This is a genomic window from Pantoea sp. SYBGC1 (assembly GCF_057197005.1).
In genome coordinates this window covers 1-25549 of record NZ_JBXUNM010000005.1, presented here as the reverse complement: position 1 = coordinate 25549, position 25549 = coordinate 1, and the positions used below count along the sequence as shown (strand labels likewise).

Below are 25549 nucleotides of genomic sequence, written 5' to 3'. Positions count from 1 at the left end.
GCGTGTATCAGGCTTATCGGCCAGCCGGCGTTTTGAATTGCCGCTCATCTCATGTGACGGACATCGCCGAGCCGGCTGATAACACAAGCCAGTGCTGATGCACGTGAAACCCCTTATCAGGCTGGGCAAATGGCGTGGTTTTACCAATCTATTTTGTGCCGTACGTTATATGATGACGGACCTGCTACCTGTTTACCTGTCCGGTAAAATGCGTCTGCAGGTCTCTGTTTTACTCTGCTGAAAGGACGCTGCTGATGCCCGTGAATTTCGACCTCAATGACCTCTATGCGTTTCGCGCGCTGGTGGAGTATGGCAATTTCCGCCTGGCGGCCGAGTCCATCTGTTTATCGCAGTCTGCGCTGAGTCGCCGTATTGAAAAGCTCGAAGCCGCCCTCGGTACCCGGCTCTTTGATCGCACCACCCGCCGGGTCACGCTCACCCTCTGGGGGCAGAGCTTTGCTGAGCGCTCCGAGCAGCTCTTAGCGAATGTCGAGGCGGTGCTGGCGGATGTGAATCAGGCAAGCCAGGAGCGCACGGGCCTGGTCACGGTCGCCACCGTGCCCTCCGGCGCCTACTACTTTTTGCCGGAGGTGATTCGGCGCTTCCGGGCACGCTATCCGCGCGTGCGCGTAAAAATCATCGACAGCAGCGTGGGTAACGTGATTGAAGCTGTGAGCAGCGGACAGGCGGATTTCGGGATCTGCTTTGCCAAAAGCCTGCCGCCGGCCATTGAGTTTGTGCCGCTGGAAGAGGATGTGTATGTGGCAGCCTGTCGTCACGACCATCCGCTAGCACGCAAATCGTCGCTGAGCTGGGAGGAGTATTTCGAGCAGGACTATATCGGACTCGATAAGGTTTCGGGCAACCGGTCATTACTGGATCAGGCCTTGGCGGATCTCACCCCCGCTCGCCCCAGTATCTGTGAAACGCGTCACGTCACGACGCTTCTGGGTATGGTGGAAGCCGGCATTGGTATTGCGGCCGTGCCGGCGATGTCGCTGCCGGCCTCCGGCCACTCCTTACTGACCTCACTGCCGCTGACGGATCCGGTGGTGACCCGTTCCGTGGGTCTGATTCGCCGCCGTGGCCGTATTCAGTCTTACATTGCGGCCGAGCTGGAGAAGCTCATTACTGAACCGTATCACCCTGCATAGCCGTGGCCGGCACCGTGTGCATACCGGTTGCCGTCACGGTTTTCTGGGCCTGCGGTGAGGCCAGATAACGCAGCAGGGCTTTTCCTTCATCGGGATGCTGTGCATTCACCGTGACCGCACCGGCAAAGCGGGTGATGTACTGTACGTTTGCCGGCAGCTCGCCAACAAAACTCACACCCGGTACCGGCAGGAGCTCGCTGACCTGCTGAAACCCGAGCGCGTAACGTCCCTGTGCGACCTGCGAGGCCACCGGAATGCGCTCCACCATCTGCGCTTTGGTCTGCATTTCCTGATCGATGCCGAGCTTTTTAAACAGCTCATGGCTCACATACCGGCCGCTTGCGCTGTCGGAATAGGCCACTGATTTCGCCTGCAACAGCGTTTTACGCAGCTCAGCATCGGTTCCGATGGCAGGCAACGCTTCCCCCTTCTTCACCACGATGCCAATGGGCGAGTCGGCAAGTTCCGTGCGCGTGCCCGTGGCGATGCGCTTGTCCTGCTGCAGATGCGTCAGCGCATCACCGACCATGATGACTACATCGGCCTGTTCGCCACGCGCCAGCCGGTTCGGAATCGCCTGCGGCGTTTTCCCCATGGAGGGCCCCGGGATCACCACCAGATGATTACCGCTCTGCTTTTCATAATCGGGAATGAGTTTTTCCAGCGCGGCTTTAAAGCCGCCGGAGATCATCACAGTGACCTCTTCTGCCTGAGCACTGGCGCTGAGCGCGCCAAGCAGCAGTACCGAAAGGGTGGATAACGATTTACGCATCATGTCGTTCCTTGTTAGCGTGCCGTTTGCAGGGTCATTGCGCGACGACGGTAGAGATAGAGGGTGGCCAGCAGCGCACAGACAGCGGCAAAGCTCATCCAGTAGCCCGGTGACGCTTTATCCCCGGTGTACTCAATCAGCGCGGTGGAAATCACCGGCGTAAAGCCGCCGAATACCGCGGTAGCTAAGCTGTAGGCCAGTGAGAAACCCGCCACGCGAACTTCTGCCGGCATGATTTCAGTGAGCGCCGGGATCATGGCACCGTTATAGAGACCATAGAGAAACGAGAGCCACAGCAGCACGCTCAGCATCATGGAGAAACTGGGGGCCGCCGCCAGCATAGAGAGCGCCGGATATGCGGTGGACAGCGCCAGCAGGGTCATGGTCACCAGCACCGGTTTACGGCCAAAGCGATCCGAGAGCGCCCCGCCCACCGGCAGCCAGAGAAAGTTTGAAATGGCCACCAGCAGCGTCACCAGCAGGCTGTCAGAGGCGCTTAGCATCAGCACTTTTTTACCAAAGGTTGGCGCATACACGGTGATGAGGTAGAACGCCGTGGTGGTCATCGCCACCATCAGCATGCCCGCCATCACCACCGGCCAGTTATTCAGCAGCGTTTTAAAGACCTCGCCCATCTCCAAGTGCTTGCGGCGCGCGGTAAACTCCTGCGTCTCTTCCAGCTTGCGACGCAGAATAAAGATAAACGGCACAATCAGGCAGCCAAACAGAAACGGAATACGCCAGCCCCAGCTGCTGATCTCACCCGGTTCCAGCGCAGCATTCAGCGCAAAGCCCATGGCCGCGGCCACCATGATGGCCACCTGCTGGCTGCCTGACTGCCAGCTGGTGTAAAAGCCTTTACGACCCGGGGTCGCAATCTCAGCCAGGTACACCGACACGCCACCCAGTTCTGCACCCGCTGAAAACCCCTGCAGCAGACGCCCGGTGAGCACCAGTAACGGGGCCCAGAGGCCAATGCTGGCATAAGAAGGGATTAGCACAATCAGGAAGGTGCCAGCCGCCATGATAGAGAGCGTGACAATCAGCCCCTTACGGCGGCCCACTTTATCAATATAGGCCCCCAGCACAATGGCCCCGATGGGACGCATCAGAAAGCCTGCCCCGAATACTGCAAAGGTCATCATCAGTGACGCAAACTCACTGCTGGCCGGGAAAAAAGTATGGGCAATGTAGGTGGCATAGAAGCCAAACAAGAAGAAATCGAACTGCTCCAGAAAATTACCGGACGTCACGCGCAGTATGGCGCCGACGCGTGCCCGGGTGGTCATGGGTGAGGTAGAGGAATGCATAGTGTCTCCGGTTTGTCATGGGCGCTTATCGTTGCGCCTGTTTACGCAGACTGGATCAGAAAAATCGGGTTAATAAGCGCAATAAACTCATAGACTGATGCGTTATGCGCATTAATGACACTCATCAGAGAAAGAAAACTTTTGCTTACAGATATTTAACAAAGCGTCTCTGTGCTGACGGTGCTTTACGCAGGCTTTTGTGGGGTTTATGTTTTGTGAGGTGCCTCAACTCTGCTTTTGCGGTGTTTCCATTGTTTACCGCCTGCATAAACAGAGACTTTGTGATCCACATCATTTTCTTTATCCTTACAGGTTGGCGTGAATACCGCCCCGAAGAGAGACACATTTGCACGTTTTGCGTGACGCAGCGTAGCATGCGCCGGGCTGACAGAGCACGTCAGGACCCGGACAGAATGGAGGCAATAAGCTTGCTCAGCAAACACTGCTGGTTAAGGCTGAGCTAGTGAGGTTGTTCGTGACGCAACCTAAGTGTGGCGGGCAGCACCTTGCGGTTTGAGGCGGGTTCCTGTTCCGCAATCAGGGTAGTGAGCAGCGTAAAGCACTCCTGCGCCAGACGCGGCACATCCTGCTCAACGGTATCGATGGGCACAGACAGAGAGTCATACAGGTAGTGATCGTCAAAACTGGCGATGCGGATATCGCTATTCAGCAGATGGTGCTGGCTCATATAGCGCAGTACCCCTTCCATCAGCCCGCAGGCTGCGGTGAAGAGCGCTTTCGGAGGGCGGCCCAGCCGGGCACAGAGCGCGGCAAACATCTCATAGCCGCTGCTGGGATGGTAGTTGCCGTGAATGATCCACTCCGGTTTTGGCGTGACACCGGCCTGCTCCAGGCCCTGCAGAAAGCCTGCCAGCCTGTCGCGCGTGGGCGAAAGACGTGCCTGCCCGCCTAAAAAATAGATTTCATCCGGGTTTGCGCGCGCCAGTTTTTCAACCAGCTCGGCAGTGGGCGTGATGGCATCGGTGATCACCAGCGGCAGCTGCGTCTCATCCATATAGCGGTCAAACAGCACCACCGGCAGCTGTTCGCTGAGCTTCACATAGTCGCTGTCGCCGGACATGCTGGAGGCCACAATCAGTCCGTCGACCTGACGGGCCACCAGATTATCCACCACCACGCGCTCCTGACCGGCATTCTCGTCTGTGCAGGAGATCAGCAGCTGCAGCCCGGCTTCACGGCAGAGATTCTCCAGCGCATCCGAGAACACCGCAAAGCCGTGGTTGGTGATTTCCGGCACCACCAGTCCCAGCGTATGGCTGCGATTGTCGCGCAACAGGCGCGCATGGATACTGGCCTGATAATGATGCTCGCGTGCGAGGGACAAAACCCGCTCCCGCGTCTCTTTGGCCACACGCAGCTCTTTGCCCCGGCCATTAAGCACAAGGCTGGCGGTGGCTTTGGAGACCCCCGCCAGCGCAGCGATGTCGGTGATGGTTACGCGTTTGGTTTTTCTCACGTCTTGGCATCGGTTAGGGAAACAATGACTTATTCTACCACGCAGCGCCGCAGCGACCAGTAGCGCACCGCGACTTCTGTGTCCCCGATCAGGGTTATCGCGGCCGGATGTACCGGAAAATAGCGGCTGCTCATTACACCTTCCCCGTGGTTGATGAAAATTTCCACGCTGGAGTGGTCACACAGGATCTGCAGCTGCGTCACCGCGCCCTGCCAGTAACGATAGTGCCACTCACCGCTGACCAGACTGCAGCGGGCCAGGCGCAGCCCGTCATCGCACCACTCCAGGCGCAGCGTATGGGCAAAATCCACCGTGATCCCGCCGGTGCCCGCGAGCTCAAGCTCCAGCCGCCGGGCGGGCATAGCCGGTGCGTCCGCGGCTCGCCCCTGAAAGCGCTGCTCCTTATCTCGCAGCGCCTGCAGCTCCGCAACCGGCCGCTGATAGAGCTTTCCGTTGTGCGTGCCCAGTTCACGTACGCAGGTCATCTGGTGGATCCAGCCGTGTGCGATGGTGGGCTGATGCATCTCTTCGCCATCCGGCACCCCCATCCAGCCCACCAGCAGGCGACGGCCGTCATCGGTCAGCGTGGTTTGCGGCGCATAAAACTCAAAGCCTGCGTCCAGCTCGTGAAAGCCGCCGTGGGTAAAGCGCGCAGTGTCATAATCCAGATCCCCGGCCAGCCACGCACTGGGGTGCGCATTCAGGAAACGCTGTGCTTCAGGGGCGATTCCCTGCGGACAGCAGATCAGAAACGTGCTGTCTCCCAGCGTGAAGAGATCCGGACACTCCCACATGTAGCCCGCCGCCCCCAGACCGTTGAGACCGCTACCGGCGAGTTCACCCAGATGCTGCCACGCCTGTAAATCCTCTGATCGCAGCAGCAGCACCTTGCCCTGCAGCGCGGTATCCTGTGCGCCCAGCACCATGTACCAGTGCTCACCGTGCCGCCAGACTTTCGGATCGCGGACGTGTCCGGTGTAGCCGTCAGGCAGCGCAACCACCGGCCCCAGTTTGTCAAAGCCACCCGCCTCGTTCTGCACCGCCAGGCACTGCCAGGCCGTGCGGCCCCCGTCGTCAAACTTCACATTACCGGTATAAACCAGCGTAAGCGCGCCGTGGTTGTCCACGGCGCTGCCGGAGTAACAGCCGCTGCGGTCATACTCTTCATCCGGCATCAGCGCGATCGGCTCATGCTGCCACTGCAGCAGGTCAGCTGAACTCCAGTGTCCCCAGCACTTATGCTGATGCTGGCAGCCCAGCGCGTTCCACTGATAGAACAGATGGTAGCGCCCGTTGAAATGAATAAAACCGTTGGGATCGTTCAGCAGGCCTGTCACCGGCGCCAGATGCCAGCCCGGATAGTGTGCATCGCTGAGCGCACGCGGCTGACCGCGCATCACTGCCTGCAGGATAGCGGATAATAAGGTGTCAGTGGCCATTACTCAGCGTCCGTTTTGTATTTCAGAAGATAAGAGAGGATAAAGGCGGCGCTGAACGCAATCACCATACCAACAGCATAATTCACCAGTGAGCTGGCCTGCACAATCGCCATCCCGGGAATACCGGTGAGGCCCACAGCCGTCATGTAAACATGCACCGACACCACCCAGGCGCCACCCAGTGCACCCCCCACCAGGCCGGCGATAAAGGGTTTCATAAAGCGCAGGTTAATACCAAAAATGGCCGCCTCGGTGATGCCCAGCAGTGCCGAGAAGCCCGACGGCAGCGCGATCGCTTTGACTTTGATGTCTTTGGTTTTCAGCCATACCGCCAGACACGCGCCACCCTGTGCGACGTTGGCCATGGCCCAGACAGGCAGCAGGAAATTCACGCCAATAGCGGGGTTACCCAGCAGACCCGCTTCAATCGCGTGAAAGCTGTGGTGCACGCCGGTGATCACAATGACAGAGTAAAGACCGCCAAACAGCAAACCTGCCAGCCAGCCCGCATGGGCAATCAGCGTACTGAGCACCAGTGAGATGCCGTCACCCAGCGCACGGCCCGCCGGACCAATCACCAGCAGTGCCACAAAGCCGGCAATAATCACTGTGAGAAATGGCGTCAGGATCAGATCCAGGGCATCGGGGATCACGCGACGCAGCTGTTTTTCCAGCACGCTCATAAACCATACCGCTAAGAGCACCGGAAATACCGTGCCCTGATAGCCAATCATCGCCACTTCGATACCAAAAAAGTTCATGGTATGGAAGCCTGCCGCTACGCCCCAGGCGTTGGTCAGCGCCGGGTGCGTGAGTATGCCGCCAAGCGTTGCACCGAGAAACGGGTTGCCACCAAACTCGCGGGCAGCGGTAAAACCGATCAGGACAGGCAGAATAATAAATGCCGCCGAACTGCACATATCCAGCATGATATAGAGCGCGTTTTCCGGGTTGACCCAGCCGTAGGTTTTCACCATGCCAAGCAGCCCCATCAGCAGGCCGGAGGCCACGATCGCCGGAATAATGGGGACAAAGATATTCGACAGCAGACGCGCAATCCGCTGGAAGGGGTTGAGCTTGCGGGCGGCAATATCCGCCGCCTCTGACTTACTGGTTTCGCTGATGCCGGCTTCGCGGATAAAGGCTGAATACACCTTATTCACTATGCCGGTACCAAAAATGACCTGCAGCTGGCCGGCGTTGCGGAAGCAGCCTTTTACGCCATCAAGTTTGCCAATGGCCGCGGTGTCTGCCCTGGCATCATCCACCAGCACCAGGCGCAGACGCGTGGCGCAGTGCGCCGCGCTGGCGATATTTTCCCGGCCACCCAGCAGCGGCAGCAACGCGCGGGAAATCTGTACAACGTCCATGATTACCTCTTTTTTTCTGTTATCTCTCGGGAAAAGGCCCCCGCAGGGGCCACGTCATCAGAACCAGGTTTCCATCTGCACACCGAAGTTCCATTCGCCGCCGGCTTTAAAGCCGCTGCTGCCAAAGGCATCATCGCTGGCGTAGTTATCAAGGCGGTGATCCCAGTCCATCCAGCTGGCAAACAGGCGGATTTCAGGGCGCTTCAGGAAGTCACCCACGTCGCTGGCTTTCAGCGTCGGTGCTACGGTGAGCTTGTAGAAGTTGCCGCTCACGGCGTTGCGGCTGTTGTAGCCTTCAGGGCGCAAATCCATGTACTGGTAGGAGCCTTCATACTGCATCTCAAAATTCTGCGTGAACTCCTGGATCAGGCGCAGGTTTGCGGTGGCCCACTTATAGCTGTCGCCTTTGACGTAGCGATCTTTGCTGCTTTGTGCCAGCAGCGCTGGCGCAATGTGCCAGCCGCCGCCCAGCGGCGTAATGCCGTAGCTCGCCAGACGCCAGGTGTCTGCCTCAGGTAAGAGCGCGCCGTCCGATCCCAGGGTTTTCACCTCCGCGCCCAGGCCGTGACCGTAAAGCAGTGCCGTTTTTGCCGATCCTTCGCGCAGGCCATAGAAACTGTCGTTATGCAGCCCCACTAACGCATGCACGCCGTCATTGGCTGCATCGCTTTTCACGCGGTTACCCTCGATATCGGTGCGCTGATCGTTGTCTTTCGCGCGCATGCCACTGACCATGAACTGCAGCGGGCCAGCAAAATTATTCAGTGAAAGAATGTAGTTCTGCGCAGTGTTCTCGTTGTTTTCGATATCCCCGAACGTGCGGCCATACACCGAGAGGTTGCTGCGCACCCCCTCGCCCCACGTCATGTCATAAATACCGGCCCCGGTACCCGCCAGAAACACCACGTCTGAGTCGATCCAGTGAATATCAAAATTGTCCCGATCAAAACGCTTCCCGGCCCAGACGGTGGCGTCTTTAAACGCGCCGGTGAACGTTGGCAACTGGCCCAGCTCCACAAACGCCTGGCGCAGGTTGAGGTCACTGCTGGCTGCCGTCCAGTCGTTGTAGGTGCGCTGACCGTCTGCCAGCATCGCTTTAAAGCGGGTGGTGGCCCCGCTGGCGAGCGTCTGTTTGTGCTCGAGATTGAGTTCCACATAAGTGTCTGGCTCATTGCCCAGCCGGCCAACGTGCCCACCGGTTTCCCCCGCCGGCGTGACCGTCGGGCCGCCCTGCGTTTTAGCCGCGGAGCTGTTCATCAGTAGGCCGGAGCGGGCATAACCATGGAATTCGAATCCCTCATTCGCACCGTCCCTAGTAGCGGGTGCTGCAGGTGTGGTGGATTCTGCAGGTAGGGCTTTCGCCGTGCGCGCTTCAACCCGGGCGAGCGCTGTCTGGTTCTGTTGTTGTGTCGCGGCAAGCTGCTGCGCCTGCTTTTCCGCTGCTTCTGCGCGATGTTCTGCCACATTGGCGCGCTGCTCTGCGGCTGCCAGCCGTTTTTCCATGGCCGCAAGACGTGCTTCGATACTGCTCATGTCCGTGGCGGCGCAGACCGCCCCCGAAGTCAATGTTGCGCTAAGGGCAAGCGCGAGGGTGCTTATTTTCATTATGTTGCGTCCCTGAGAGGTAGCTATCATCGGATATTTTTTGCTAAACCGGTTTAGTAACTAAATCCTGACGAGCTTTGTAACGGTGCGCAACTGATTTTGCTAAACCGTTTTAAGTGATGTGAAGTCTCTCGCAAAATTGCGCGTTTGGGCGTAACAAAGGGGGTGAGACATGAGCGGTAATGAGGCGGGAAGTGCGGGAAAAAGGGCAGAGCCATGCTCTGCCCGAAAGCTTACTCTTTGGCAACGGGCTGCTGGTCAACCGTGACCTTGTCATCGCCCTGAAGCTGCTGGATACGCTGTTCTGTTTTGCTGACGGCATCAGCATCTTTCAGCAGCGTGTAGGTCAGCTCAAACGTGGTGCTCTGGCCCGGCTGCAGCTGCTTTACCCGGCCCTGCTCTTTTTCAATGGTCACCGGATAGGCATAGCTGGTGCCTGGCTCAATGCCAGTGACATACCCTTGCTTCAGCGTGTCGGTGTTTTTCCACATGGTCAGCACCGGCAGCTGGCGGGTATCAAACTCAATGGATGCACCTTTGTCGCCTTTGCTGTTCACCACGGCCGCCAGCGTTTTCCCGTTGCTGTCCGCTTTTGGCACCAGGTTAAACACCATCTCATCAAAATCTTTAGCGGGCGCACCGTAGACATTCCAGCTATCCAGCCCTTTCTGCGCATAGTCATTAAACGGCGAAACGGACTTCAGCGGTGCGATAAAACGCGCATCTTTCTCCAGAATCGGCGTGCCGAAGTTGCTGTGATAGATAATCTGATAATCCTGCGGATAATCGCCGTGGTTGGTTAACACATCATGCAGTGTGAAGGCATCTGAACCCGGTACGTAGCGCAGCTCGGTCCAGGTAGCGAGGTTCGATTTTTTGAAAGTGTGCTCTTTGATGAGCCCGCGAATGCGGATTTCATGCGGGGCCTTGTCATCCACGGTGACCTCAACCTGCGAAGCGGGTGTATTGCCTGCTTTACCGTGCAGCGTATAAATGCGGCCATCTTTTGTGACCGGATGCCCGGTCCACTCATAGCCGCAGCGCACCATCATTTCATTGAAGCCGTCCAGCCAGCCCAGACCGTTGCGGCTCTCCAGGTTAATGTAGGCCGGATTGACTACCTCATCCACTGGAGAGTCCCAGCCCAGACGTACGCCGTGCCCATGCACGTGCACTAAATCCATTCCGCGCGTCGGGCTGAGCGCGATAGTCAGGCCATCCGGACTGGTGATCGTAATGACTTTTGAGCCTTCCTGTTTGCCGCCATGCAACACTTTCTGTTCGATGCTGAACGGCTGACCGCTCAGCTTCAGCGTTTTGCTGTCTACATGCCAGTTTCCTTTATCTGTACCTGCTTCAGCATCCGTCAGCACCCATGTCTGTGCTGCTGCCTGAACGCTGATCCCCGCCATAACCACACCGGCCAATAATGCTACTTTCATCATGATGCATCCTTTGCTGAATTGATTTAGCTAATGTCAGCTAAGCGTACAAACATGAGGAAAATGAAACCGTGAGGTGCTTCACTTCAGTCAGTTATACCGCCAGCAATCTTTATAAGTTTGGGTTAGATCACATTTTATGAGACCAAGACGGCGTTTTTGGATACGCATAGAGAGGGATTAAGCTGAGCTGCTGACATTTACTTTAATCGTTTCAGCTTTGAGGCGGGATAAAGAACGCGTGCTGGCTGACGCTCAGTAGCGAGAACAGCCTGGCCGCAAAGTAGTGTCGTTTAGGGGACGATGTAACGAACAGGCATAATCAGTAGTGATAGCGGCAGGATGCTATCAGTAGGGCATCATCGCTTACGGCATAGACAAGCTGATGCTCAGCTATGATCCTCCCCCAACCAGAACCTCATAAGAAGATGCTTTAGGGGCTTTGTCCTCAACCGTTTGCAGCATTGTTGCAGACAGATTCTGTCTTACTTCACTGTAGCTTTTTACTTTCATATGCCCCTCCGATCAATGTACTTATTATTGCGCAATAATTTTTTAAGGAAGAAAGTCAGTGAACAAAGCATTCAACGCGGCCCCCTGTTTACCGTAACATCAGCCCTGTAACCCTTTCCGCGCTGTCATCTTCAGTTCCGGCGCCCGGCACGGCGTAATGACTCTCAATCCCCTTAATCAGGCAAGCTGCTGATGCAGCTGATCAAGATAAGGCAGCGCGGTCATGGCACCTTTCGCCGTGGTCGCCAGTCCGCCGCAAATCTGCGCACGCTCCAGACACGCTCTGAGCTGCGCATCATCATGCGGTAAACCCTGCCCGGCTAAATGCCACAGCAGTCCGGCAACAAACGCGTCTCCCGCCCCGGTGGTATCCACACTCACCACCGGGCGCGCCGGATAGTGCTGCAGTGTGCCACGCGACCATGCCTGCACGCCCTGCCGGCCCTGCGTTACCAGGACAAGCTTAATCGCATAGTGCTCAGCCAGCTGCTGCATACCTGCCGCAATATCATGGGTGTTACAGATAAAGGTCAGCTCTTCTTCTGAAAGTTTGACCACGTCAGCCAGCGCCAGCGCACGGGCAAGCGCGTCGCGCAGTTCTGCTTCATCCGCCCATAAATCGTGCCGGATGTTGGGGTCAAAACTCACAAAGCCGCCCGCTTCATGCAGTTGCTGCATCGCCGTCAGCGTGGTGTTCCGCGAGGGATCTCTGAGCAGCGCAATCGAACAGCAGTGCAGCCATTCGCCTGCCTGAAAGGCTGGCAGCTCGTGCGTTTCAATAAACAGATCCGCTGAAGGGCGCACCATAAAGGTAAAGTTCCGCTCGCCGTCAGCGTCCAGCGCCACCACGACAACCGACGTGCGCTGTGCATCGTCTGGCTTCATAAACTCGGTATTCACCCGCTCGGCCTTAAGGGTATCCATCAGGAAGGTGCCAAAGGGATCGCCGCCTACTTTACCAATAAAGCCGCTGTTGCCCTGAAGCCTGGCAATACCCACTGCCACATTAGCAGGCGCACCACCGGGACACTGAATTAATCGGTTATCACACTCCGGCAGCAGATCCACCACTGCATCGCCCAGACACCATACCCGTTTAGTCATTTCACTTCTCCTGATCGCGAGCTAAATCGGTTTAGCTTGAATTTATTATTATGCATAAACAGAGGGAGTTAGAAAGGTACAGGTTACTATTTTGCAAAAGTGTGCGGGTGATTCCAGATTCTGGGAATGCAGGGAGGTGACAGGCAGAGTATTGGGAGGGCGGCTGAACTCCGCCTGAGGGGAACAACCCGACAGCCAGCCGGGCTGTAAATACTGTTACGCTGCCGTCAGCACTGTACGGTCAGGGCCGCTTAGCATCACGGGTTTATCGTTGCGCAATTTTTCGCGAAAGTTCCACTGCATCAGCGGCGAAATCCCGGCACCGCACCACATCATATGGTGGTCATGCCGATACACTGCGGTGGCCGGTAGCCCCGTCACGTTCTCGGATACCTCTACCCGGCAGCCCTGCCCGGTCAGGCGAATGGCTTCAAACCAGATTTCGGTTGCGTCACCGACACTCACCGCCTCAAGAAAAACCGGTACCGTCTTACGCCGCACAGAGGCGCGCATCACGCTGCGGGCATGAAACACCACGGCGTCATGAAAGCGCGTCTGGCGCGCATTGGCACCGGCACTGTGATCGTTGCGCAGCAGCAGATTCAGCGGCTTGAGATAAGCATTCACGAAATCATCACCGCTGTAGTCACTGCCCATCTGTTGCAGACGCTTTTGCAGCGCCCTGTCTGAGCTGTCAAACAACTGGTCAGTCATCTCTTCCTGCCGGCATTGCCAGCAATCATACGGCAGCGGAGAGCTGCCATGCAAAAAAGCGTAAATTTCGCGCAGCGTACTGCCGGTCGCCGTCAGGTCCAGCACACAATAGATGCGTGTCAGCTGACCAGACGTGTAATTCCCATGTTGATCAGGTCGGGTAATCAGTCCTGCGCGCTGCCAGTTACGCAGGGTGACAGGCAAAATGCCGGTCAGGCCGCAAATAGCGTCGGTCGAATATACGTTCATAAGGTCCCCCGATATCGGGTGTAGGTCGGCAGCACAGAACGCTGCCGACGAACGTCTATTGTGCGCCTAGCAAACGGCAATTGATACCGAATTGACATTGATTTGCATAAAACAGGTCGCTTTTTGCTGTTAAAGCGCAACGGTGAGAAAATGTGGTGATTACGCGCGACGCACAATACGTTTGTCTGTCGCCACATCAATCCAGTCGCGAAACTCCACCAGCAGCTGATCGTAAAGCTGCTCATCACTGATCCGTTCGTAATCATCAATGGAAAAGAAGTGCGTGTTATCGACCAGACGATCGGTGAATGTATCCAGGCGCTCCAGCACACCATAGTTGTTGCCGCCCAGCCCTAAAAATTTATAAAAAATTGGCAGTGTGGCCGACTCCCTGAGCCTCTCTTTTATCAGCCGGGTTTTGCTGATGCCGCCATCGGTAATGAAGACCACATACACCGGCAACGTGGCGTCGCGGTAGACGTTGTTAATTGCCTCCAGTACCGGTGGCTCATTGTTTGTGCCGCCCAGACCCGGCAGGATTTCCCACAGGGTGCGTTTTCCGTCGTTGCGAATGCGATCGATGTAGCCCTCAAGGTTATCCATTGACACATCGTCGTATTGCCGGAATCGCTCACCAAATGCCCAGACCGGCATACGCCCGTCGTCGTCAAACTGCACGGCCAGTGCCGCTACCCGCTCCAGGACCCTCTGCACGTTTCCGCGCTTGAACTGGCCCGTCATGGATCCTGACGCATCCAGCACAAAGGCAACCTGCGCTTTTACTGCTGAGAGCCGATGTTTCTCCAGACTGACGCGGATGGGTTTTGCCAGGCTGACCAGTTGCGGCATTTTTTCAAGCTTCTTCTCCAGGCTGACCAGGGGGGCGGGGGCCGGTTCTGCCACTTCCACGCCAAAATGCAGCGCCAGCGGATGAAGCCCTCCCTCAAATCCCTGTCCGACCGCACGCAGCTTCCACTGTCCGTGGTGACGATAGAGGTGACAGACAATCAGGGCCTTCTCGCGCCGTTCACCCGGTACAATATCATAGCGATAATCACCACACTGCAGAGTCAGCTGCTGCAAACCACTGACTGTATCGCTGCCATCGATAACCAGCGTGAACGCGATGCGTGTGACGGCGGCGGAGAGTGCAGAAAGCTGAACCTGAAAACGTGCCTCTCCGGCCTGACTGTGCATGACAACACTGCGGTTTTCGTTATGCGGCTGGTTAAAAAAAATCATCGACGCATCATCAAGCACCCTTTCATCTGCGCCGAGCAAAAACGCTGACGCGTCAACGTCACTCCTGAATCCTGGCGGGGTTTTCCAGGTCAGGCAGAGTTCCGGGCAGGCGTTATCAAGGGCAATGTTTTGTCCGGTCATCAGTTCCATGGTTCATTCCCTATGGGTGGTTAACAGACAAAAAAAAGCCCCTTCGCGGGGAAGAGGCTTTTCTGGTATCCGATGTTACACCGACACGCCGTGCTGAGCGGCCAGCGCTTTCAGGCCACCGGCAAAGCCCTGGCCCACGGCTTTGAATTTCCACTCGCCGTTGTGACGATAGAGCTCACCGAAAATCATCGCCGTTTCCGTGCTGGCATCTTCTGACAGATCGTAGCGGGCGATTTCGCTGTTGTTGTCTTCGTTCACAATGCGAATATAGGCATTAGAGACCATGCCAAAGTTCTGCTTGCGGGCTTCTGCATCGTAAATGGTTACGGCAAACACGGCTTTCTGGACGTCAGCCGGCACGGTGCTCAGCGAAATTTTGACCTGCTCATCGTCACCCTCGCCTTCACCGGTGCGGTTATCACCCTGGTGCGCCACCGAGCCATCCGGGCTGGTGGCGTTGTTGAAGAACACGAAGTGCTGATCGGACAGCACTTTACCGTCTGCGCCGACCAGGAACACGGAGGCGTCCAGGTCAAATGCCTGACCGTCGGTAACGCGCGAGTCCCAGCCCAGACCCGCAATGGCTTTGGTCATGGTGGGAGCTTCTTTGGACAGGTTTACGTTACCGCCTTTTGTCAGATTAACTGCCATGGTGAAATCCTCTTTGCTTTAGGCTGATGCCCGGCCAGACCGGGCAGAAAGTAGCTGCATAACCGCTGCAGCCGAATCAGGATGCGTTAATACCGTACTGCGCACAGACCGAGGCCAGGCCACCGGCATAGCCCTGTCCCACCGCGCGGAATTTCCACTCGCCGGCGTGGCGGTAAAGTTCACCAAACAGCATCGCGGTTTCGGTGCTCGCATCTTCCGAGAGATCGTAACGCGCTGCTTCCACGTTGCTGTCATTATTGACCAAGCGGATAAAGGCGTTGGCAACCTGACCAAACGACTGACGACGGATGGCCGCGTCGTGGATCGTGACCACAAACACAATCTTGGTGACGTCCTGCGGCACGCGATCCAGTTCAACGATCAGCGATTCGTCATCGCCCTCGCCTTCACCGGTGCGGTTGTCACCGGTGTGCGTCACAGACCCGTCGGCTGATTTCAGGTTGTTGTAGAAAATGAAGTCGTGATCGCCACGCACTTTGCCTGCATCGGTGAGCAGAAAAGCGGAGGCATCGAGGTCAAAATCCTGACCATCTGTGGAGCGGGTGTCCCAGCCCAGACCGATCTTCACGTTTTTCAGTGAAGGATCGACTTTTGCCAGAGAGACGTTGCCGCCTTTAGAGAGAGTCACTGCCATGTTATTTTCCTCACGTCTTGCATACGGTGTATGCGGTGTTCAACAGCGCGGCGAGGCCGCGCCCTGACTTACTCTGCCTGCTCTTCTTTTTTACCCGGGAACAGCAGGCTCGCGATGATCCCCAGTGCCAGCACGCCCAGTACCACATAGAGGCTGGTGGTTGCACCAATGGCGTAGCCGTGGTGGAAGAAGTGATCGGTGGCGTTCAGGCCCAGTTTAAAGGCGATAAAGAACAGCAGCACAATCACCGCTTTCTCCAGGTGCACCAGATACTGCTTCAGACCTTCCAGCACGAAGTAGAGTGTACGCAGACCAAGGATAGCGAACATCATGGCGCTGTACACAATCAGCGGCTCACGACTGACCGCGATCACGGCCGGCACGGAGTCGAACGCAAACATCACATCAGACAGCTCAACCACAGCTAAACAGAGCAGCATCGGGGTAGCATAACGCGCCGCTTTGCTGACCCGCCCCACCTGGACGTCGGCGTTCTCGGGTTTCGCGAGCTCTGCGTCTACCTCTTTCTGACTCAGCACAAAGGCGCTGCCTTTGAGTTTTGGCCAGATAGGGTAAAAACGTTTCACCATGCGGTAGGCAAAGTGCTGTGAATAGTCTTCAATTTCATCGTCGTCATCGCCGCTTTTCAGCATCATGACCGCGGTCCAGCCAACAATCAGCGCAAACACCACTTCCACCCAAGGGCCCAGCGCCAGCAGGCCGGTCCCGATGGCAACAAAGATGCCGCGGAACACGATGGCGCCGATAATGCCCCAGTAGAGCACGCGGTGGCGGTAATTGTTGGGAATTGCAAACCACGAGAAGATCGCCATCATGACAAACAGGTTGTCAACCGAGAGCACTTTCTCCAGCGCGTAGCCGGTCACAAACAGGCTGGCTACTTCCGCGCCGTGATGCACATACAGGAAGCCGGCAAAGGCCAGCGCCATCAGGATCCAGAACACCGACCAGGCGGCCGCACTTTTTAGCGAAATAGGTTTGTCATGCCGGTGCATGAACAAATCAATAAAAATAGCCCCGACTGAGAGCAGTAAAAACACCGCTACTGTTTCGATCGGAAACCCGATGTGGGTCGATTCCATGTGTTAACTCCAGAGGAATAAATAACGATTACAGGCCAAATTCAGCCGGCTGAAAGCCCAGCGCCTGGATAATTTCACGCGCGTTCGCCTGTTCAGTGGCATCAAAATCGCCGTCACTTTTGGCCACAGCAATACCGACCCGCACAGCCAGCTGCGCCTGCTCAGGTTTGTTCTTTAAGGCCAGGATATATTTCATGGTTTCCCCTTTGCCCACTTCCATGTCGAAGGAGTAGGAGGTCACCAGTTTTTCAAAAAACTGAATCACTTCGGTGGTATCAAAGATACTGAGCTCGGGTGAGGCACGCAGAAAGCCCATCATTTTCTGCTTTTCCTCGGTGCTCACACCGTCGCTTGCAACCGCAATGCGGGCGCAGACCGCCACGGTGCCTTCCAGAAAGGCGCGATTTTTATAGCGCCCTACCTGTTTGGTCAGCTCATCGCGGCCGGCGTTAAATTTGTCTTTGAGTGAGTTGAAAAAGCTCATGGTTGCTCCTGTTTACTTGGAACCGGCGCGCCAGTTAAAACCCCAGCCAAACGCCTGATCGAGTTCCTGATGACCGCTGAAATAGCGGTTGATACGTTCCACGCGAATCGCACCGTTTTCGTTGATTAAACGGGCAATCGCGCACATGTTCTGCCGGTTATTGCCTTCGGTCAGCGCCGTTTCCACCGGCGGCTGCCCCGGCACCTGGATGGTGACGTTGCCGTCCGTGTTCTCCCAGCTCGGCACGCCCTCATAGATGAAAGTAAAAATCAGCACTTCTTTGATCTGCTTCCACTCGCTGCCGTTGATGTGGATCCACTCGCCATCACTCACGGCACCGGTGCGGTCATCCCCTTTGAGCTCCACAAAGGGTTCGCGGCCAAAGCTGCCAAACTTATTGCCCAGCGCCTGCACAATGGTGCGATGGCCATCCTTGAGCTCAACATAGGCGGCCAGATCAAGGTCGATGCCTTTGTTGTTGTTGAAAATGCCTTTCAGAAAGCCGCCGCCGCTGTTGCCGGCCGCACGCTGATTCCAGTTCAGGTTCACGCGAATCTGGCCATAGTCATCTTTTTTCGTGAGGCTGATTGAGGGCTTCTCTTTGGTCAGGCTCACTTTGCTCAGATTCACCACAGGCTGCGGTGCGGGCGCCGGTGCAGCGGCGGGTGCCGGTGTGGCAGCAGGGGCAGGTGATGCGCTCTCCGCCACGTCAATGCCGAAGTGTTCTGCCAGAGGCTGCAGCCCGCCGTTGAACCCCTGCGAAACAAAGCGGAACTTCCACTCGCCGTTGCGCCGATAGAGCTCACCTAAAATCAGCGCGGCCTCACTGCGTCCGGCGGTTTCCACCTCGCACTGCACCAGAGTCGATCCGGCCGCGTCTACCTGAATGCTCAGGCGTCCCAGTGAGGCAATCGTCTTGCCGGCATCACAGCTGGCCGTGAAGGCAATCTTCTGCACATCGCTTCTGAGCTTTGCCAGACTAACGGTGAACATTGTTTCATTGCCGGAGGCCGAGAGGCGCACCGTGCTGTCATCGTTCTCGCGCTGACCGTAAAACACCATGTCGGTATCACCGCGCACTTTGCCACTTTCATAGAGACGAAAGGCAGAGATATCGACCGGTACGCCAGAGAGGATGCGCACCACCAGCGATTGATTGGGTACGGGGGCATTGCCCCCTGGCGTCAGGTTCATCAGTAGAGTACCGCCTGAATGTCGGGGATCATGTCCTGAATGGTCCGGGCACGCGAGGCGTTGCCGTGCGCCGTAAAGTTCCACTCACCGTTGCTGCGGCGCAGTGAGGCGATCACCACTGCCGTGTGTGAGCCCTGCTCGGTCAGCGTGAATTTTGCGAGCTCTTTGCCCTGCTGGTCGACGACGCGGCAAAACGCATTCGCCACATCGTTAAACGTCTGTCCGGTAAAGCTGTTTACGGTCAGAACCAGACTTTCGATGCTGGCAGGCAGACGAGAGAGATCGGCATTGATGACCTCGTCATCGCCGTCGCCTTCGCCTGTGCGGTTATCCCCGCTGTGCACAATGGAGCCATCGTTTGAGCGAAGCTGACGGAACCACACGGTGTCGACCACCGCGCCATGCGCATCAAGCAGTACACAGCTGGCATCCAGGTCAATGCTGTCACCTCCGCCCAGAAGCTTGCCAAAGAGTCCTTTCTTTTTGGCAGGATCCCAGCCGAGACCAAACTGAATCCGGGAAATGGCGTTGCTGGACTTGGCCAGCGAAATGGTTTGATTCTTGGTTAACGAGACCATCATATCTCCTTAATGAGTGGTTTACTGCTGCCGTTAAAACACCGATCAATTAAAAAGCATAGCAATCATAACATGAGTTTCTTTTCAGGCAAGTAAACAATCATCATATGATTACTTTTACACTTCATTGTAATGTTTTTAAAAGATTTATGGATTTCTCTTTTGTTTATGCTCTATGTCATTTGTCTGTAATCAAAATCTGATGCTTTATTACTCCTACCAATCATAATATGATTACCTGATTGCTCTGTGTCGACACCAGAGCCCACCCGGTCTTCGTCCGCGAAAAAAAAGGAACAACATCATGAGTCAGCCGGATGCCATCTGGTTTATGGAAGGCGTGTCTTCACAAAAAGATATTCTGGCGCTGGTCGCTCAGGCACGACGTGAAGGCGGTCATGACTTTTTGCTGATCGCCTCACACCGCGCATCGCGCCCTGAAATTCTGGCCGAAGCGGACATTGCATATCAGGAACCCGGCGACGACAGCCTGCTGCCGGCCTTTATCAGCAGCGTCTGCGCGCGTCATTCGGTGCGGGTTATTCATGCCGGCAAACGCGGCGAGGCACTCGAACAGCAACGTGCAGCGATTGAGGCCCTGGGCGTTACGCTGGTGACCGGTGCCCGCGAGCGCGATACCTTTGCGCTGGCAGACAACAAAACCCGCTTCAGTGAAGAGATGCGTGCACGCGGCCTGGCTGTGGTGCCGTCCATTGAGGTGCGTCTGCCGGAAGAGGTGGCTGCCGCGGTCGCGCACATTGAAGCACAGGGCCAGCGCCCCTGTATTAAACCGGTGCACGGGATCTACGGGCTGGGCTTCTGGGTGCTTAAGCGCGAGGCACACGTCCTGAGCTTTTTTAAAAACCCTGACAGCCGGCAGATCCAGCCAGATGTGGTGATTGAGAGTCTGCGGCGGGCGCAGCAGGCTGGCGACGCCCTGCCGCTGCAGATTGTGATGCCCTGGCTTGCCGGTCCCGAGCGATCGGTGGATATGGTGGTTGAAAACGGTCAGGTCATTGCCGCGGTGGCCCGACGCAAAGAGGGCGCGGTCCAGGTGTTTGAGCAGGAGACGCCGGCCTGGCGCCTGGCCGTGGCCTGCGCTGAGGCGCTTCAGGCCGATGGCCTGATCAACGTGCAGACCCGCAATGATGCAGAGGGCAACCCGGTGCTGCTGGAAGCCAACCTTCGCCCTTCTGGCGGAATCGGTTATACCGCCTTCAGCGGCCTCAATCTGCCCGGTATCTTTGCGCTGCGCCAGCTTGGGCTGATGTCGGTGAGCGATGCGCTTGCGCAGCGTGATGCCTTTATCCCGGCGGAGGTCATCCCGACTAACAGTGTCCAGCCCTTGCCGCACTGCACACCTGTTGCGTTTGACGTCTGCTCAGCCGGAGAAGACGCATGATGCCTGCACAGATCTATGAGCGCGAGCTGCCCGGCGGCACGCTTCGTGTGGAAACGCAGAGCCCGCTTCCGCTTGATACCCTGTTTGATATCGCCGCACGCAAAAACCCCAAGCGGGCCTTTTTGTTTGTGAGCAAAGTGCTGGGCCGCCACATTCCGGTGAGTCCGGCGGTGATGCGCGAAAGCTATGAGACACTTGCAGCTAAAATCCCGCGCGACCTTCCGGGGCCGGTGCTGTTTATCGGGATGGCCGAGACCGCCGTCGGCCTCGCGGCCGGCGTATTTCGCGCCGCCCGTGAGCCTATTGCCGAGCCGGTGTTCCTGACCAGCACCCGACATCCGGTGCAGGGCGAACTGTTGTGTGAGTTTAAAGAAGATCACAGTCACGCCACTGACCATCTCATCTATATGCCCGCCGACGCCGCGCTGCGCCACCGTGCGCTGAATGCCCGTACGCTGATCCTGGTGGATGACGAGGCCACCACCGGCAAAACCTTTCTGAATCTGCTACAGGCGCTTCGCGACGCCGGCCTGCAGAGCCTTTCTCGCGTGATTACCGTCACACTCACCGACTGGAGTGGCGAAGCCGTTCAGCGCCACTGCCCGCTGCCGGTGACGTCGCTTTCCCTGGTGGCCGGTCAGTGGCACTGGACACCGCGCCCGGATGCCCCTGTCCCGGTGATGCCCGCGGTGAACGTCACCGCGCAGGGCGAAGTGGCGCTGTGTGCCCGGCAGGACTGGGGCCGCTTAGGTATGGATAGCAGCGACTGTGGCTTTGCCGGTGACCTGACGGTGGAAGCCGGCGAGCGCATTCTGGTGCTGGGATCCGGCGAATTCATCTGGCCGCCTTTCCTGCTGGCCGAACGCTTAGAGCAGCAGGGTGCAGAGGTGCGGTTTGGCTCTCTGACCCGCTCCCCGATTTCAGAAGGGCTGGCGATCGCGTCTTCTCTGGCCTTTAGTGATAACTACGGTCTGGGTATTCCGAATTTTGTCTATAACGTTGCGCAGCAGAACGTTGATCGCGTGATTGTCTGTGTTGAAACGCCAGTGACGTCTGTCTGCCCGGCGTTGCTGGCGGGACTGCGCCAGTCGGCGCCCCGTGTTGAGGTGATCGGTTATGAATAAGCCTGTTGTACTGTGCGATCTGGATGACACCCTTTTCCAGACGAAACGAAAAATGCTCACGGAGACCCTGCAGACGCCGGTTGAGATCGGGGCATATGACCGCGCGCTTGAGCCGCGCAGCTTTATGTCACAGGAACAGTCCATGCTGGTGGCCTGGCTGCTGGAGAGTGCAGAGCTAATCCCGGTCACCGCGCGCGGCACAGAGGAGACCGCCCGCGTGGCGCTGCCGTTTCGGTCCTGGAAAGTCATGACGCACGGCGCGGTGATTGCGTCGCCGGATGGCTCGGTGAATCGCCACTGGCAGGATCACATCGTCAGCGCGCTTTCGGCGATGGAGGCGCAGCTGGTGAGCTATCGTCAGACGCTGAGCGATGCGCTGGAGCGTGCCGGCCTTAACGCCTGGTGTCGCATGAACTACGAATATGACGGCGTGCCGGTTTACTTTGTCATGAAACACCGTGACAGCACGCAGATTCAGGAGCTCTATGCCTTTAACGACATCATGCTGCAGCAGCTGGATACCCGTGATTTCTATATCCATGCCAACGGCAACAATATTGCCTGGATCCCGCACTGCATTCAAAAAGGACATGCCGTGACGTGGCTGCTTGCGCACCTGCGCGACACGCGTGGTCCGTTCCCGGTCATGGGACTGGGTGACAGCCTCAGCGATTTCAGCTTTATGCAGCACTGCGACTGGTTTGGTATGCCCGCCCGGAGCCAGTTCACCGACGCCATTCGTACACACATTTTTAAAGAGGCGCTTGCATGATGCCCCCTGACCTGTTGCCATTGCATGGCACTTACCTGCCCGGAGATGTGCAGTTTTTGCTGAGCCCGATGCAGCTTGAAATGACGCCGGTTGATGAAAAAGAGCGTCTGATCCAGTCGGGTGAGAAGCATTACTCTGAGATGCTAAGCCAGGAACCGGCGCCTTCAGCGGCCCACCTTGATATTTTTGATCAGGCGCTGGCGCTGGGCGCGGCGCGTCTGGCGCACGATGTCATCGCTCTGGCAAAAGGCCTGATTGCGCAGGCAGACGGGCAGCCGATTATTTTAGTGAGCCTTGTGCGTGCCGGCGTGCCGCCCGGCGTCATGCTGCAGCGTGCCCTGCGGGACATGAATGTTGAGTCGCACCATTACGGCATCAGCATCATACGCGATCGGGGCATTGATGAAGCGGCCCTGAGCCTGATTGAGTCAATGCATGGCACGCAGGGCATTGTGTTTGTGGATGGCTGGACCGGAAAAGGCGCCATCACCGGCCAACTCATTGAGAGCCTGCGCGACAGACCCGGCTATCCGCCGCTGCCCCGCCTGGCAGTACTGGCTGATCCGGCAGGCTGCGCCTGGCTTGCGGCGTCAGACGATGACTGGCTTATCCCATTTGGGATTATGGGTGCCCCGGTCTCAGGTATGGTGTCCCGCTCTGTCTGGCGCGACGTGGGGTATCATGGGTGTGTGCTGTGCGATCATCTGCTGGCCTATGACTGCAGCCAGCGCATGGTGGATACGGTAGATGCGCACAGGCGACAGCTTGACGCGGGCAGCATTCCGGCGGCGCAGCCTTGGGCGACCCAAGCCCGCAATCAGCAGGCCATCAGCCAGGCGGTGGTGAATCAGCTGGCCGCGAGATACCAGATTCTTAACCTCAACCGCATCAAGCCCGGCATCGCCGAGGCCACGCGGGCTGTGCTGCGCCGTGTGCCCGATCATGTGCTGGTGCGCAGTAAATCCGATCCCGACGTGGCCCTGCTCCTGCATCTCGCAGAACAAAAAGCCGTTCATGTTCACGAGATGGGCGACCGGCTGGGGCAGTATCGTGCGGTGACCATCATTAAAAAGGTATCCTGAGATGACCATGCCGCTTTCCCCCTGGATGCTGGGCGCCACGCTCTATATGCCCGCCACCCGCAGCGATCTGGCTGAGGTGATTTTACACGGTAAACTCCCGGCGCTTCGCTCGCTGGTGATTTGCCTGGAGGATGCAGTGAGCGCACAGGATGTGAATCGTGCGCTGGATAACCTCAGCATTCTGCTCCGGCAGCTTCAGCAGCAGACGCCTACCCATACTCCCCCTCTGGTGTTTATACGCCCGCGTGACGAGGCGATGGCGGCAGCGCTGATCGCGCGCTATCCCCTGACAGGCATCAACGGGTTTGTTTTACCTAAGTTTAACCAGAGTAACGTATCGTCCTGGTGGAAGGTCATGGCACCCACGTCGCTGTACCTCATGCCCACGCTTGAAACGCGCGAGGTGTTTGAGAATGACGCCATGCATCAGCTGGCCCGGCTGCTTGAACAGCATCCCTGCCGTGAGCGCATTCTTGCGCTGCGAATAGGCGGCAACGATCTGATGTCGGTCCTGGGGCTGCGGCGCTCGCGCCAGTTCACGCTTTATGAGGGGCCGCTGGGCTATGTGGTGAAGATGCTGGTGGCCGCGTTTGCCTCGCGCGGGTTTGCCCTGACCGCACCCGTCTGCGAGCGTATTGAAGACGAAGCCCTGCTGGAACGCGAGCTGGCGCTGGATATGGCACACGGGCTGGTGGGCAAAACCGCCATCCACCCGGCCCAGCTGGAGATCATCCAGCGCGGGCTGATGGTGTCACCCGATGACTATGAAGACGCGCTGCGAATCATGAATTCAGAGCAGGCCGTATTCAAGTCACAGGGGGCAATGTGCGAACCTGCCACGCATCGTAACTGGGCGGCAACGGTGCTGGAGCAGGCGGCCTGGTGCGGCATTGCCAGCGCCTATAACGGATATTTGTGCTCCGCATCAGTGAGCTGATTTTTTAACCCAAACGGTGAGTTATGTCCCTGAGCGCAAAGCAGTACAGACAATATCGGCTGGTGGTCTTATTAAGTACGGGTAAGCCGGTCAAAAAAGAGGTACTGCTGCAGGAGATGGCCTGCTCTGAGCCAACGTTTGTGCGTGATCTACGCGATATTCGTTTCGCGTATCACGCCGAGATCCGATTCAGTAAATCAGCGGGTCATTATCAGATGACCAGCGCCGGCACCCTGACGCCTAAAATCATCAAAATGATGCGTGACAGCCTTGATCTGCGTGACAGTACAGCCGCCGGACAGCAAACGCAGAGCGCGGTTGTGCTGGACAAAGAAGCCAAAAAGTCGGTGTCGCTGTCGCTGCGACTCTCAGTGCTGCGCAAAATACAGCTTTACGCTAACCGGCATAATCTTAACCGCAGCCAGGTGATTGAATGGCTCGTAGAAGAAAATCTGGGTAAGCGTCCCAAAAAGCCCTGAGCAACGCATAAGGTCTGGTCCCTGTTCAGGCGGTGGTGAGAGCCGATGCCCGCCTGGCACAGCAGCAGGCGTGTTTTTCATGAGGCACACGCCTTGCTGAGACCTGACAGCTTCTGAACCTGAGGTGCTTGAGGTATGATGTTCACACTTTCCTCACACTCCCCGCACAGAACAGGACTTTATGCGAACTCACTCTCAGCGCCCGTCACGGTCGTCGCTGTTCAGCACCTCGCTTGGCAAAAGCATGATGGTGTTTCTGGTACTGATCAGCCTGTTTGTGGTGGCGATCAACGCCTGGTCGCTGTGGAACTCCTGGCAGCAAATCATCAGCGAAAAGAAAGACGATGCGCGTAACCTCTCGGTGTCGCTTTCCAAACATGCCGAAGACTCTTTTCTGCAGGTTGAAATCACACTGGCGGATGCCGTCAGGCAGCTTCGTCAGCGTGGCAACGACTATGCGGCCACGCCTGCGTTTTTGCACCAGCTCAAAGAGCAGCAGAGCAAACTGCCGCAGCTTCACGGGCTGTTTGTGTATGATACTGACGGC

Annotated in this window: 24 protein-coding genes and 1 pseudogene; 8 read left to right on the top strand and 17 right to left on the bottom strand. The window is 57.2% G+C overall.

Going from position 1 to position 25549, the window contains the following annotated elements; genetic code table 11:
* The first annotated feature begins 254 nt into the window (after nucleotides 1-254).
* The gene (gene psrA, locus AC2CF9_RS10740) at nucleotides 255-1154 is read left to right on the top strand and encodes an L-proline-binding transcription factor PsrA (RefSeq protein WP_484556937.1); all 900 of its coding nucleotides are present in this window, start codon (nucleotides 255-257) and stop codon (nucleotides 1152-1154) included.
* Here the strand turns inward: psrA and AC2CF9_RS10735 are convergent.
* The 17 genes and pseudogenes from AC2CF9_RS10735 to AC2CF9_RS10655 all read right to left on the bottom strand — a co-directional run bounded on the left by AC2CF9_RS10735 (nucleotide 1129) and on the right by AC2CF9_RS10655 (nucleotide 19206).
* Nucleotides 1129-1926, bottom strand: a complete 798-nt coding sequence (locus AC2CF9_RS10735) for a substrate-binding domain-containing protein (protein WP_484557086.1) — start codon at nucleotides 1924-1926, stop codon at nucleotides 1129-1131. The genes psrA and AC2CF9_RS10735 overlap by 26 nt on opposite strands.
* A 14-nt stretch (nucleotides 1927-1940) precedes the next feature.
* Entirely contained in the window at nucleotides 1941-3236 is a 1296-nt protein-coding gene (tcuC, locus tag AC2CF9_RS10730) for a tricarballylate/proton symporter TcuC (RefSeq protein ID WP_484556936.1), read from the bottom strand.
* Nucleotides 3237-3696: 460 nt separating this feature from the next.
* Nucleotides 3697-4713: a substrate-binding domain-containing protein gene (locus AC2CF9_RS10725; RefSeq protein ID WP_484556935.1), complete on the bottom strand. Its 1017-nt coding sequence runs from the start codon at nucleotides 4711-4713 to the stop codon at nucleotides 3697-3699.
* Nucleotides 4714-4742: 29 nt separating this feature from the next.
* The gene (locus AC2CF9_RS10720) at nucleotides 4743-6152 is read right to left on the bottom strand and encodes a sucrose-6-phosphate hydrolase (RefSeq protein ID WP_484556934.1); all 1410 of its coding nucleotides are present in this window, start codon (nucleotides 6150-6152) and stop codon (nucleotides 4743-4745) included.
* The gene (locus tag AC2CF9_RS10715; RefSeq protein ID WP_484556933.1) at nucleotides 6152-7522 is read right to left on the bottom strand and encodes a sucrose-specific PTS transporter subunit IIBC; all 1371 of its coding nucleotides are present in this window, start codon (nucleotides 7520-7522) and stop codon (nucleotides 6152-6154) included. Before AC2CF9_RS10715 ends, AC2CF9_RS10720 begins: the two co-directional genes overlap by 1 nt.
* Before the next feature lie 57 nt (nucleotides 7523-7579).
* Nucleotides 7580-9127: a carbohydrate porin gene (locus AC2CF9_RS10710; RefSeq protein ID WP_484556932.1), complete on the bottom strand. Its 1548-nt coding sequence runs from the start codon at nucleotides 9125-9127 to the stop codon at nucleotides 7580-7582.
* 233 nt (nucleotides 9128-9360) lie between these two features.
* Entirely contained in the window at nucleotides 9361-10569 is a 1209-nt protein-coding gene (locus AC2CF9_RS10705; protein ID WP_484557085.1) for an aldose 1-epimerase family protein, read from the bottom strand.
* Nucleotides 10570-10891: 322 nt separating this feature from the next.
* A pseudogene (locus tag AC2CF9_RS10700) lies at nucleotides 10892-11018 on the bottom strand (type II toxin-antitoxin system YoeB family toxin); the annotation flags it as partial.
* A gap of 241 nt (nucleotides 11019-11259) precedes the next feature.
* On the bottom strand, nucleotides 11260-12186 hold the full coding sequence (locus tag AC2CF9_RS10695; RefSeq protein WP_484556931.1) for an aminoimidazole riboside kinase: 927 nt from the start codon (nucleotides 12184-12186) through the stop codon (nucleotides 11260-11262).
* A 216-nt stretch (nucleotides 12187-12402) separates the two neighbouring features.
* Complete coding sequence (locus AC2CF9_RS10690; protein WP_484556930.1) at nucleotides 12403-13149, bottom strand: MerR family transcriptional regulator; 747 nt, start codon at nucleotides 13147-13149, stop codon at nucleotides 12403-12405.
* A 159-nt stretch (nucleotides 13150-13308) separates the two neighbouring features.
* Complete coding sequence (locus AC2CF9_RS10685; protein ID WP_484556929.1) at nucleotides 13309-14541, bottom strand: VWA domain-containing protein; 1233 nt, start codon at nucleotides 14539-14541, stop codon at nucleotides 13309-13311.
* Nucleotides 14542-14616: 75 nt separating this feature from the next.
* Complete coding sequence (locus tag AC2CF9_RS10680; RefSeq protein WP_484556928.1) at nucleotides 14617-15192, bottom strand: TerD family protein; 576 nt, start codon at nucleotides 15190-15192, stop codon at nucleotides 14617-14619.
* A 76-nt stretch (nucleotides 15193-15268) separates the two neighbouring features.
* Nucleotides 15269-15847, bottom strand: a complete 579-nt coding sequence (locus tag AC2CF9_RS10675; RefSeq protein ID WP_150016892.1) for a TerD family protein — start codon at nucleotides 15845-15847, stop codon at nucleotides 15269-15271.
* A gap of 68 nt (nucleotides 15848-15915) precedes the next feature.
* Nucleotides 15916-16950 (bottom strand): TerC/Alx family metal homeostasis membrane protein, encoded by a 1035-nt coding sequence (locus AC2CF9_RS10670; RefSeq protein ID WP_150016890.1) that lies wholly within the window; start codon nucleotides 16948-16950, stop codon nucleotides 15916-15918.
* A gap of 28 nt (nucleotides 16951-16978) precedes the next feature.
* On the bottom strand, nucleotides 16979-17434 hold the full coding sequence (locus tag AC2CF9_RS10665) for a tellurite resistance TerB family protein (protein WP_150016888.1): 456 nt from the start codon (nucleotides 17432-17434) through the stop codon (nucleotides 16979-16981).
* Between the two features lie 12 nt (nucleotides 17435-17446).
* Entirely contained in the window at nucleotides 17447-18628 is a 1182-nt protein-coding gene (locus tag AC2CF9_RS10660) for a TerD family protein (RefSeq protein ID WP_484556927.1), read from the bottom strand.
* Nucleotides 18628-19206, bottom strand: coding sequence for a TerD family protein (locus AC2CF9_RS10655; RefSeq protein ID WP_071669413.1), 579 nt, complete (start codon nucleotides 19204-19206; stop codon nucleotides 18628-18630). Before AC2CF9_RS10655 ends, AC2CF9_RS10660 begins: the two co-directional genes overlap by 1 nt.
* A gap of 304 nt (nucleotides 19207-19510) precedes the next feature.
* Here AC2CF9_RS10655 and AC2CF9_RS10650 point away from each other — a divergent pair, with 304 nt between their 5' ends.
* The 7 genes from AC2CF9_RS10650 to AC2CF9_RS10620 all read left to right on the top strand — a co-directional run.
* Nucleotides 19511-20608, top strand: a complete 1098-nt coding sequence (locus tag AC2CF9_RS10650) for an ATP-grasp domain-containing protein (protein ID WP_484556926.1) — start codon at nucleotides 19511-19513, stop codon at nucleotides 20606-20608.
* Nucleotides 20605-21732: a phosphoribosyltransferase domain-containing protein gene (locus AC2CF9_RS10645; RefSeq protein ID WP_484556925.1), complete on the top strand. Its 1128-nt coding sequence runs from the start codon at nucleotides 20605-20607 to the stop codon at nucleotides 21730-21732. The genes AC2CF9_RS10650 and AC2CF9_RS10645 overlap by 4 nt, the downstream gene beginning before the upstream one ends.
* On the top strand, nucleotides 21725-22504 hold the full coding sequence (locus AC2CF9_RS10640; protein WP_484556924.1) for an HAD family hydrolase: 780 nt from the start codon (nucleotides 21725-21727) through the stop codon (nucleotides 22502-22504). Before AC2CF9_RS10645 ends, AC2CF9_RS10640 begins: the two co-directional genes overlap by 8 nt.
* Nucleotides 22504-23586 (top strand): cysteine protease StiP family protein, encoded by a 1083-nt coding sequence (locus tag AC2CF9_RS10635; RefSeq protein WP_484557084.1) that lies wholly within the window; start codon nucleotides 22504-22506, stop codon nucleotides 23584-23586. Before AC2CF9_RS10640 ends, AC2CF9_RS10635 begins: the two co-directional genes overlap by 1 nt.
* 1 nt (nucleotide 23587) lies before the next feature.
* Nucleotides 23588-24523 (top strand): HpcH/HpaI aldolase/citrate lyase family protein, encoded by a 936-nt coding sequence (locus tag AC2CF9_RS10630; RefSeq protein ID WP_484556923.1) that lies wholly within the window; start codon nucleotides 23588-23590, stop codon nucleotides 24521-24523.
* 23 nt (nucleotides 24524-24546) lie between these two features.
* Nucleotides 24547-25002 carry a tellurium resistance protein TerW gene (locus AC2CF9_RS10625; protein WP_150016878.1) on the top strand — a complete coding sequence of 152 codons (456 nt, stop codon included), beginning with the start codon at nucleotides 24547-24549 and terminating at the stop codon, nucleotides 25000-25002.
* 181 nt (nucleotides 25003-25183) lie between these two features.
* Nucleotides 25184-25549, top strand: a 366-nt coding sequence (locus AC2CF9_RS10620) for a PDC sensor domain-containing protein (RefSeq protein WP_484556922.1), incomplete at its 3' end; no start/stop codon positions are given.

Bases quoted from the DNA above. Each gene is read 5' to 3' on its own strand.
- psrA (WP_484556937.1), top strand. From the start codon at position 255: ATGCCCGTGAATTTCGACCTCAATGACCTCTATGCGTTTCGCGCGCTG.
- AC2CF9_RS10735 (WP_484557086.1), bottom strand. From the start codon at position 1,926: ATGCGTAAATCGTTATCCACCCTTTCGGTACTGCTGCTTGGCGCGCTC.
- tcuC (WP_484556936.1), bottom strand. From the start codon at position 3,236: ATGCATTCCTCTACCTCACCCATGACCACCCGGGCACGCGTCGGCGCC.
- AC2CF9_RS10720 (WP_484556934.1), bottom strand. From the start codon at position 6,152: ATGGCCACTGACACCTTATTATCCGCTATCCTGCAGGCAGTGATGCGC.
- AC2CF9_RS10715 (WP_484556933.1), bottom strand. From the start codon at position 7,522: ATGGACGTTGTACAGATTTCCCGCGCGTTGCTGCCGCTGCTGGGTGGC.
- AC2CF9_RS10710 (WP_484556932.1), bottom strand. From the start codon at position 9,127: ATGAAAATAAGCACCCTCGCGCTTGCCCTTAGCGCAACATTGACTTCG.
- AC2CF9_RS10705 (WP_484557085.1), bottom strand. From the start codon at position 10,569: ATGAAAGTAGCATTATTGGCCGGTGTGGTTATGGCGGGGATCAGCGTT.
- AC2CF9_RS10695 (WP_484556931.1), bottom strand. From the start codon at position 12,186: ATGACTAAACGGGTATGGTGTCTGGGCGATGCAGTGGTGGATCTGCTG.
- AC2CF9_RS10690 (WP_484556930.1), bottom strand. From the start codon at position 13,149: ATGAACGTATATTCGACCGACGCTATTTGCGGCCTGACCGGCATTTTG.
- AC2CF9_RS10685 (WP_484556929.1), bottom strand. From the start codon at position 14,541: ATGGAACTGATGACCGGACAAAACATTGCCCTTGATAACGCCTGCCCG.
- AC2CF9_RS10680 (WP_484556928.1), bottom strand. From the start codon at position 15,192: ATGGCAGTTAATCTGACAAAAGGCGGTAACGTAAACCTGTCCAAAGAA.
- AC2CF9_RS10675 (WP_150016892.1), bottom strand. From the start codon at position 15,847: ATGGCAGTGACTCTCTCTAAAGGCGGCAACGTCTCTCTGGCAAAAGTC.
- AC2CF9_RS10670 (WP_150016890.1), bottom strand. From the start codon at position 16,950: ATGGAATCGACCCACATCGGGTTTCCGATCGAAACAGTAGCGGTGTTT.
- AC2CF9_RS10665 (WP_150016888.1), bottom strand. From the start codon at position 17,434: ATGAGCTTTTTCAACTCACTCAAAGACAAATTTAACGCCGGCCGCGAT.
- AC2CF9_RS10660 (WP_484556927.1), bottom strand. From the start codon at position 18,628: ATGAACCTGACGCCAGGGGGCAATGCCCCCGTACCCAATCAATCGCTG.
- AC2CF9_RS10655 (WP_071669413.1), bottom strand. From the start codon at position 19,206: ATGGTCTCGTTAACCAAGAATCAAACCATTTCGCTGGCCAAGTCCAGC.
- AC2CF9_RS10650 (WP_484556926.1), top strand. From the start codon at position 19,511: ATGAGTCAGCCGGATGCCATCTGGTTTATGGAAGGCGTGTCTTCACAA.
- AC2CF9_RS10645 (WP_484556925.1), top strand. From the start codon at position 20,605: ATGATGCCTGCACAGATCTATGAGCGCGAGCTGCCCGGCGGCACGCTT.
- AC2CF9_RS10640 (WP_484556924.1), top strand. From the start codon at position 21,725: ATGAATAAGCCTGTTGTACTGTGCGATCTGGATGACACCCTTTTCCAG.
- AC2CF9_RS10635 (WP_484557084.1), top strand. From the start codon at position 22,504: ATGCCCCCTGACCTGTTGCCATTGCATGGCACTTACCTGCCCGGAGAT.
- AC2CF9_RS10630 (WP_484556923.1), top strand. From the start codon at position 23,588: ATGACCATGCCGCTTTCCCCCTGGATGCTGGGCGCCACGCTCTATATG.
- AC2CF9_RS10625 (WP_150016878.1), top strand. From the start codon at position 24,547: ATGTCCCTGAGCGCAAAGCAGTACAGACAATATCGGCTGGTGGTCTTA.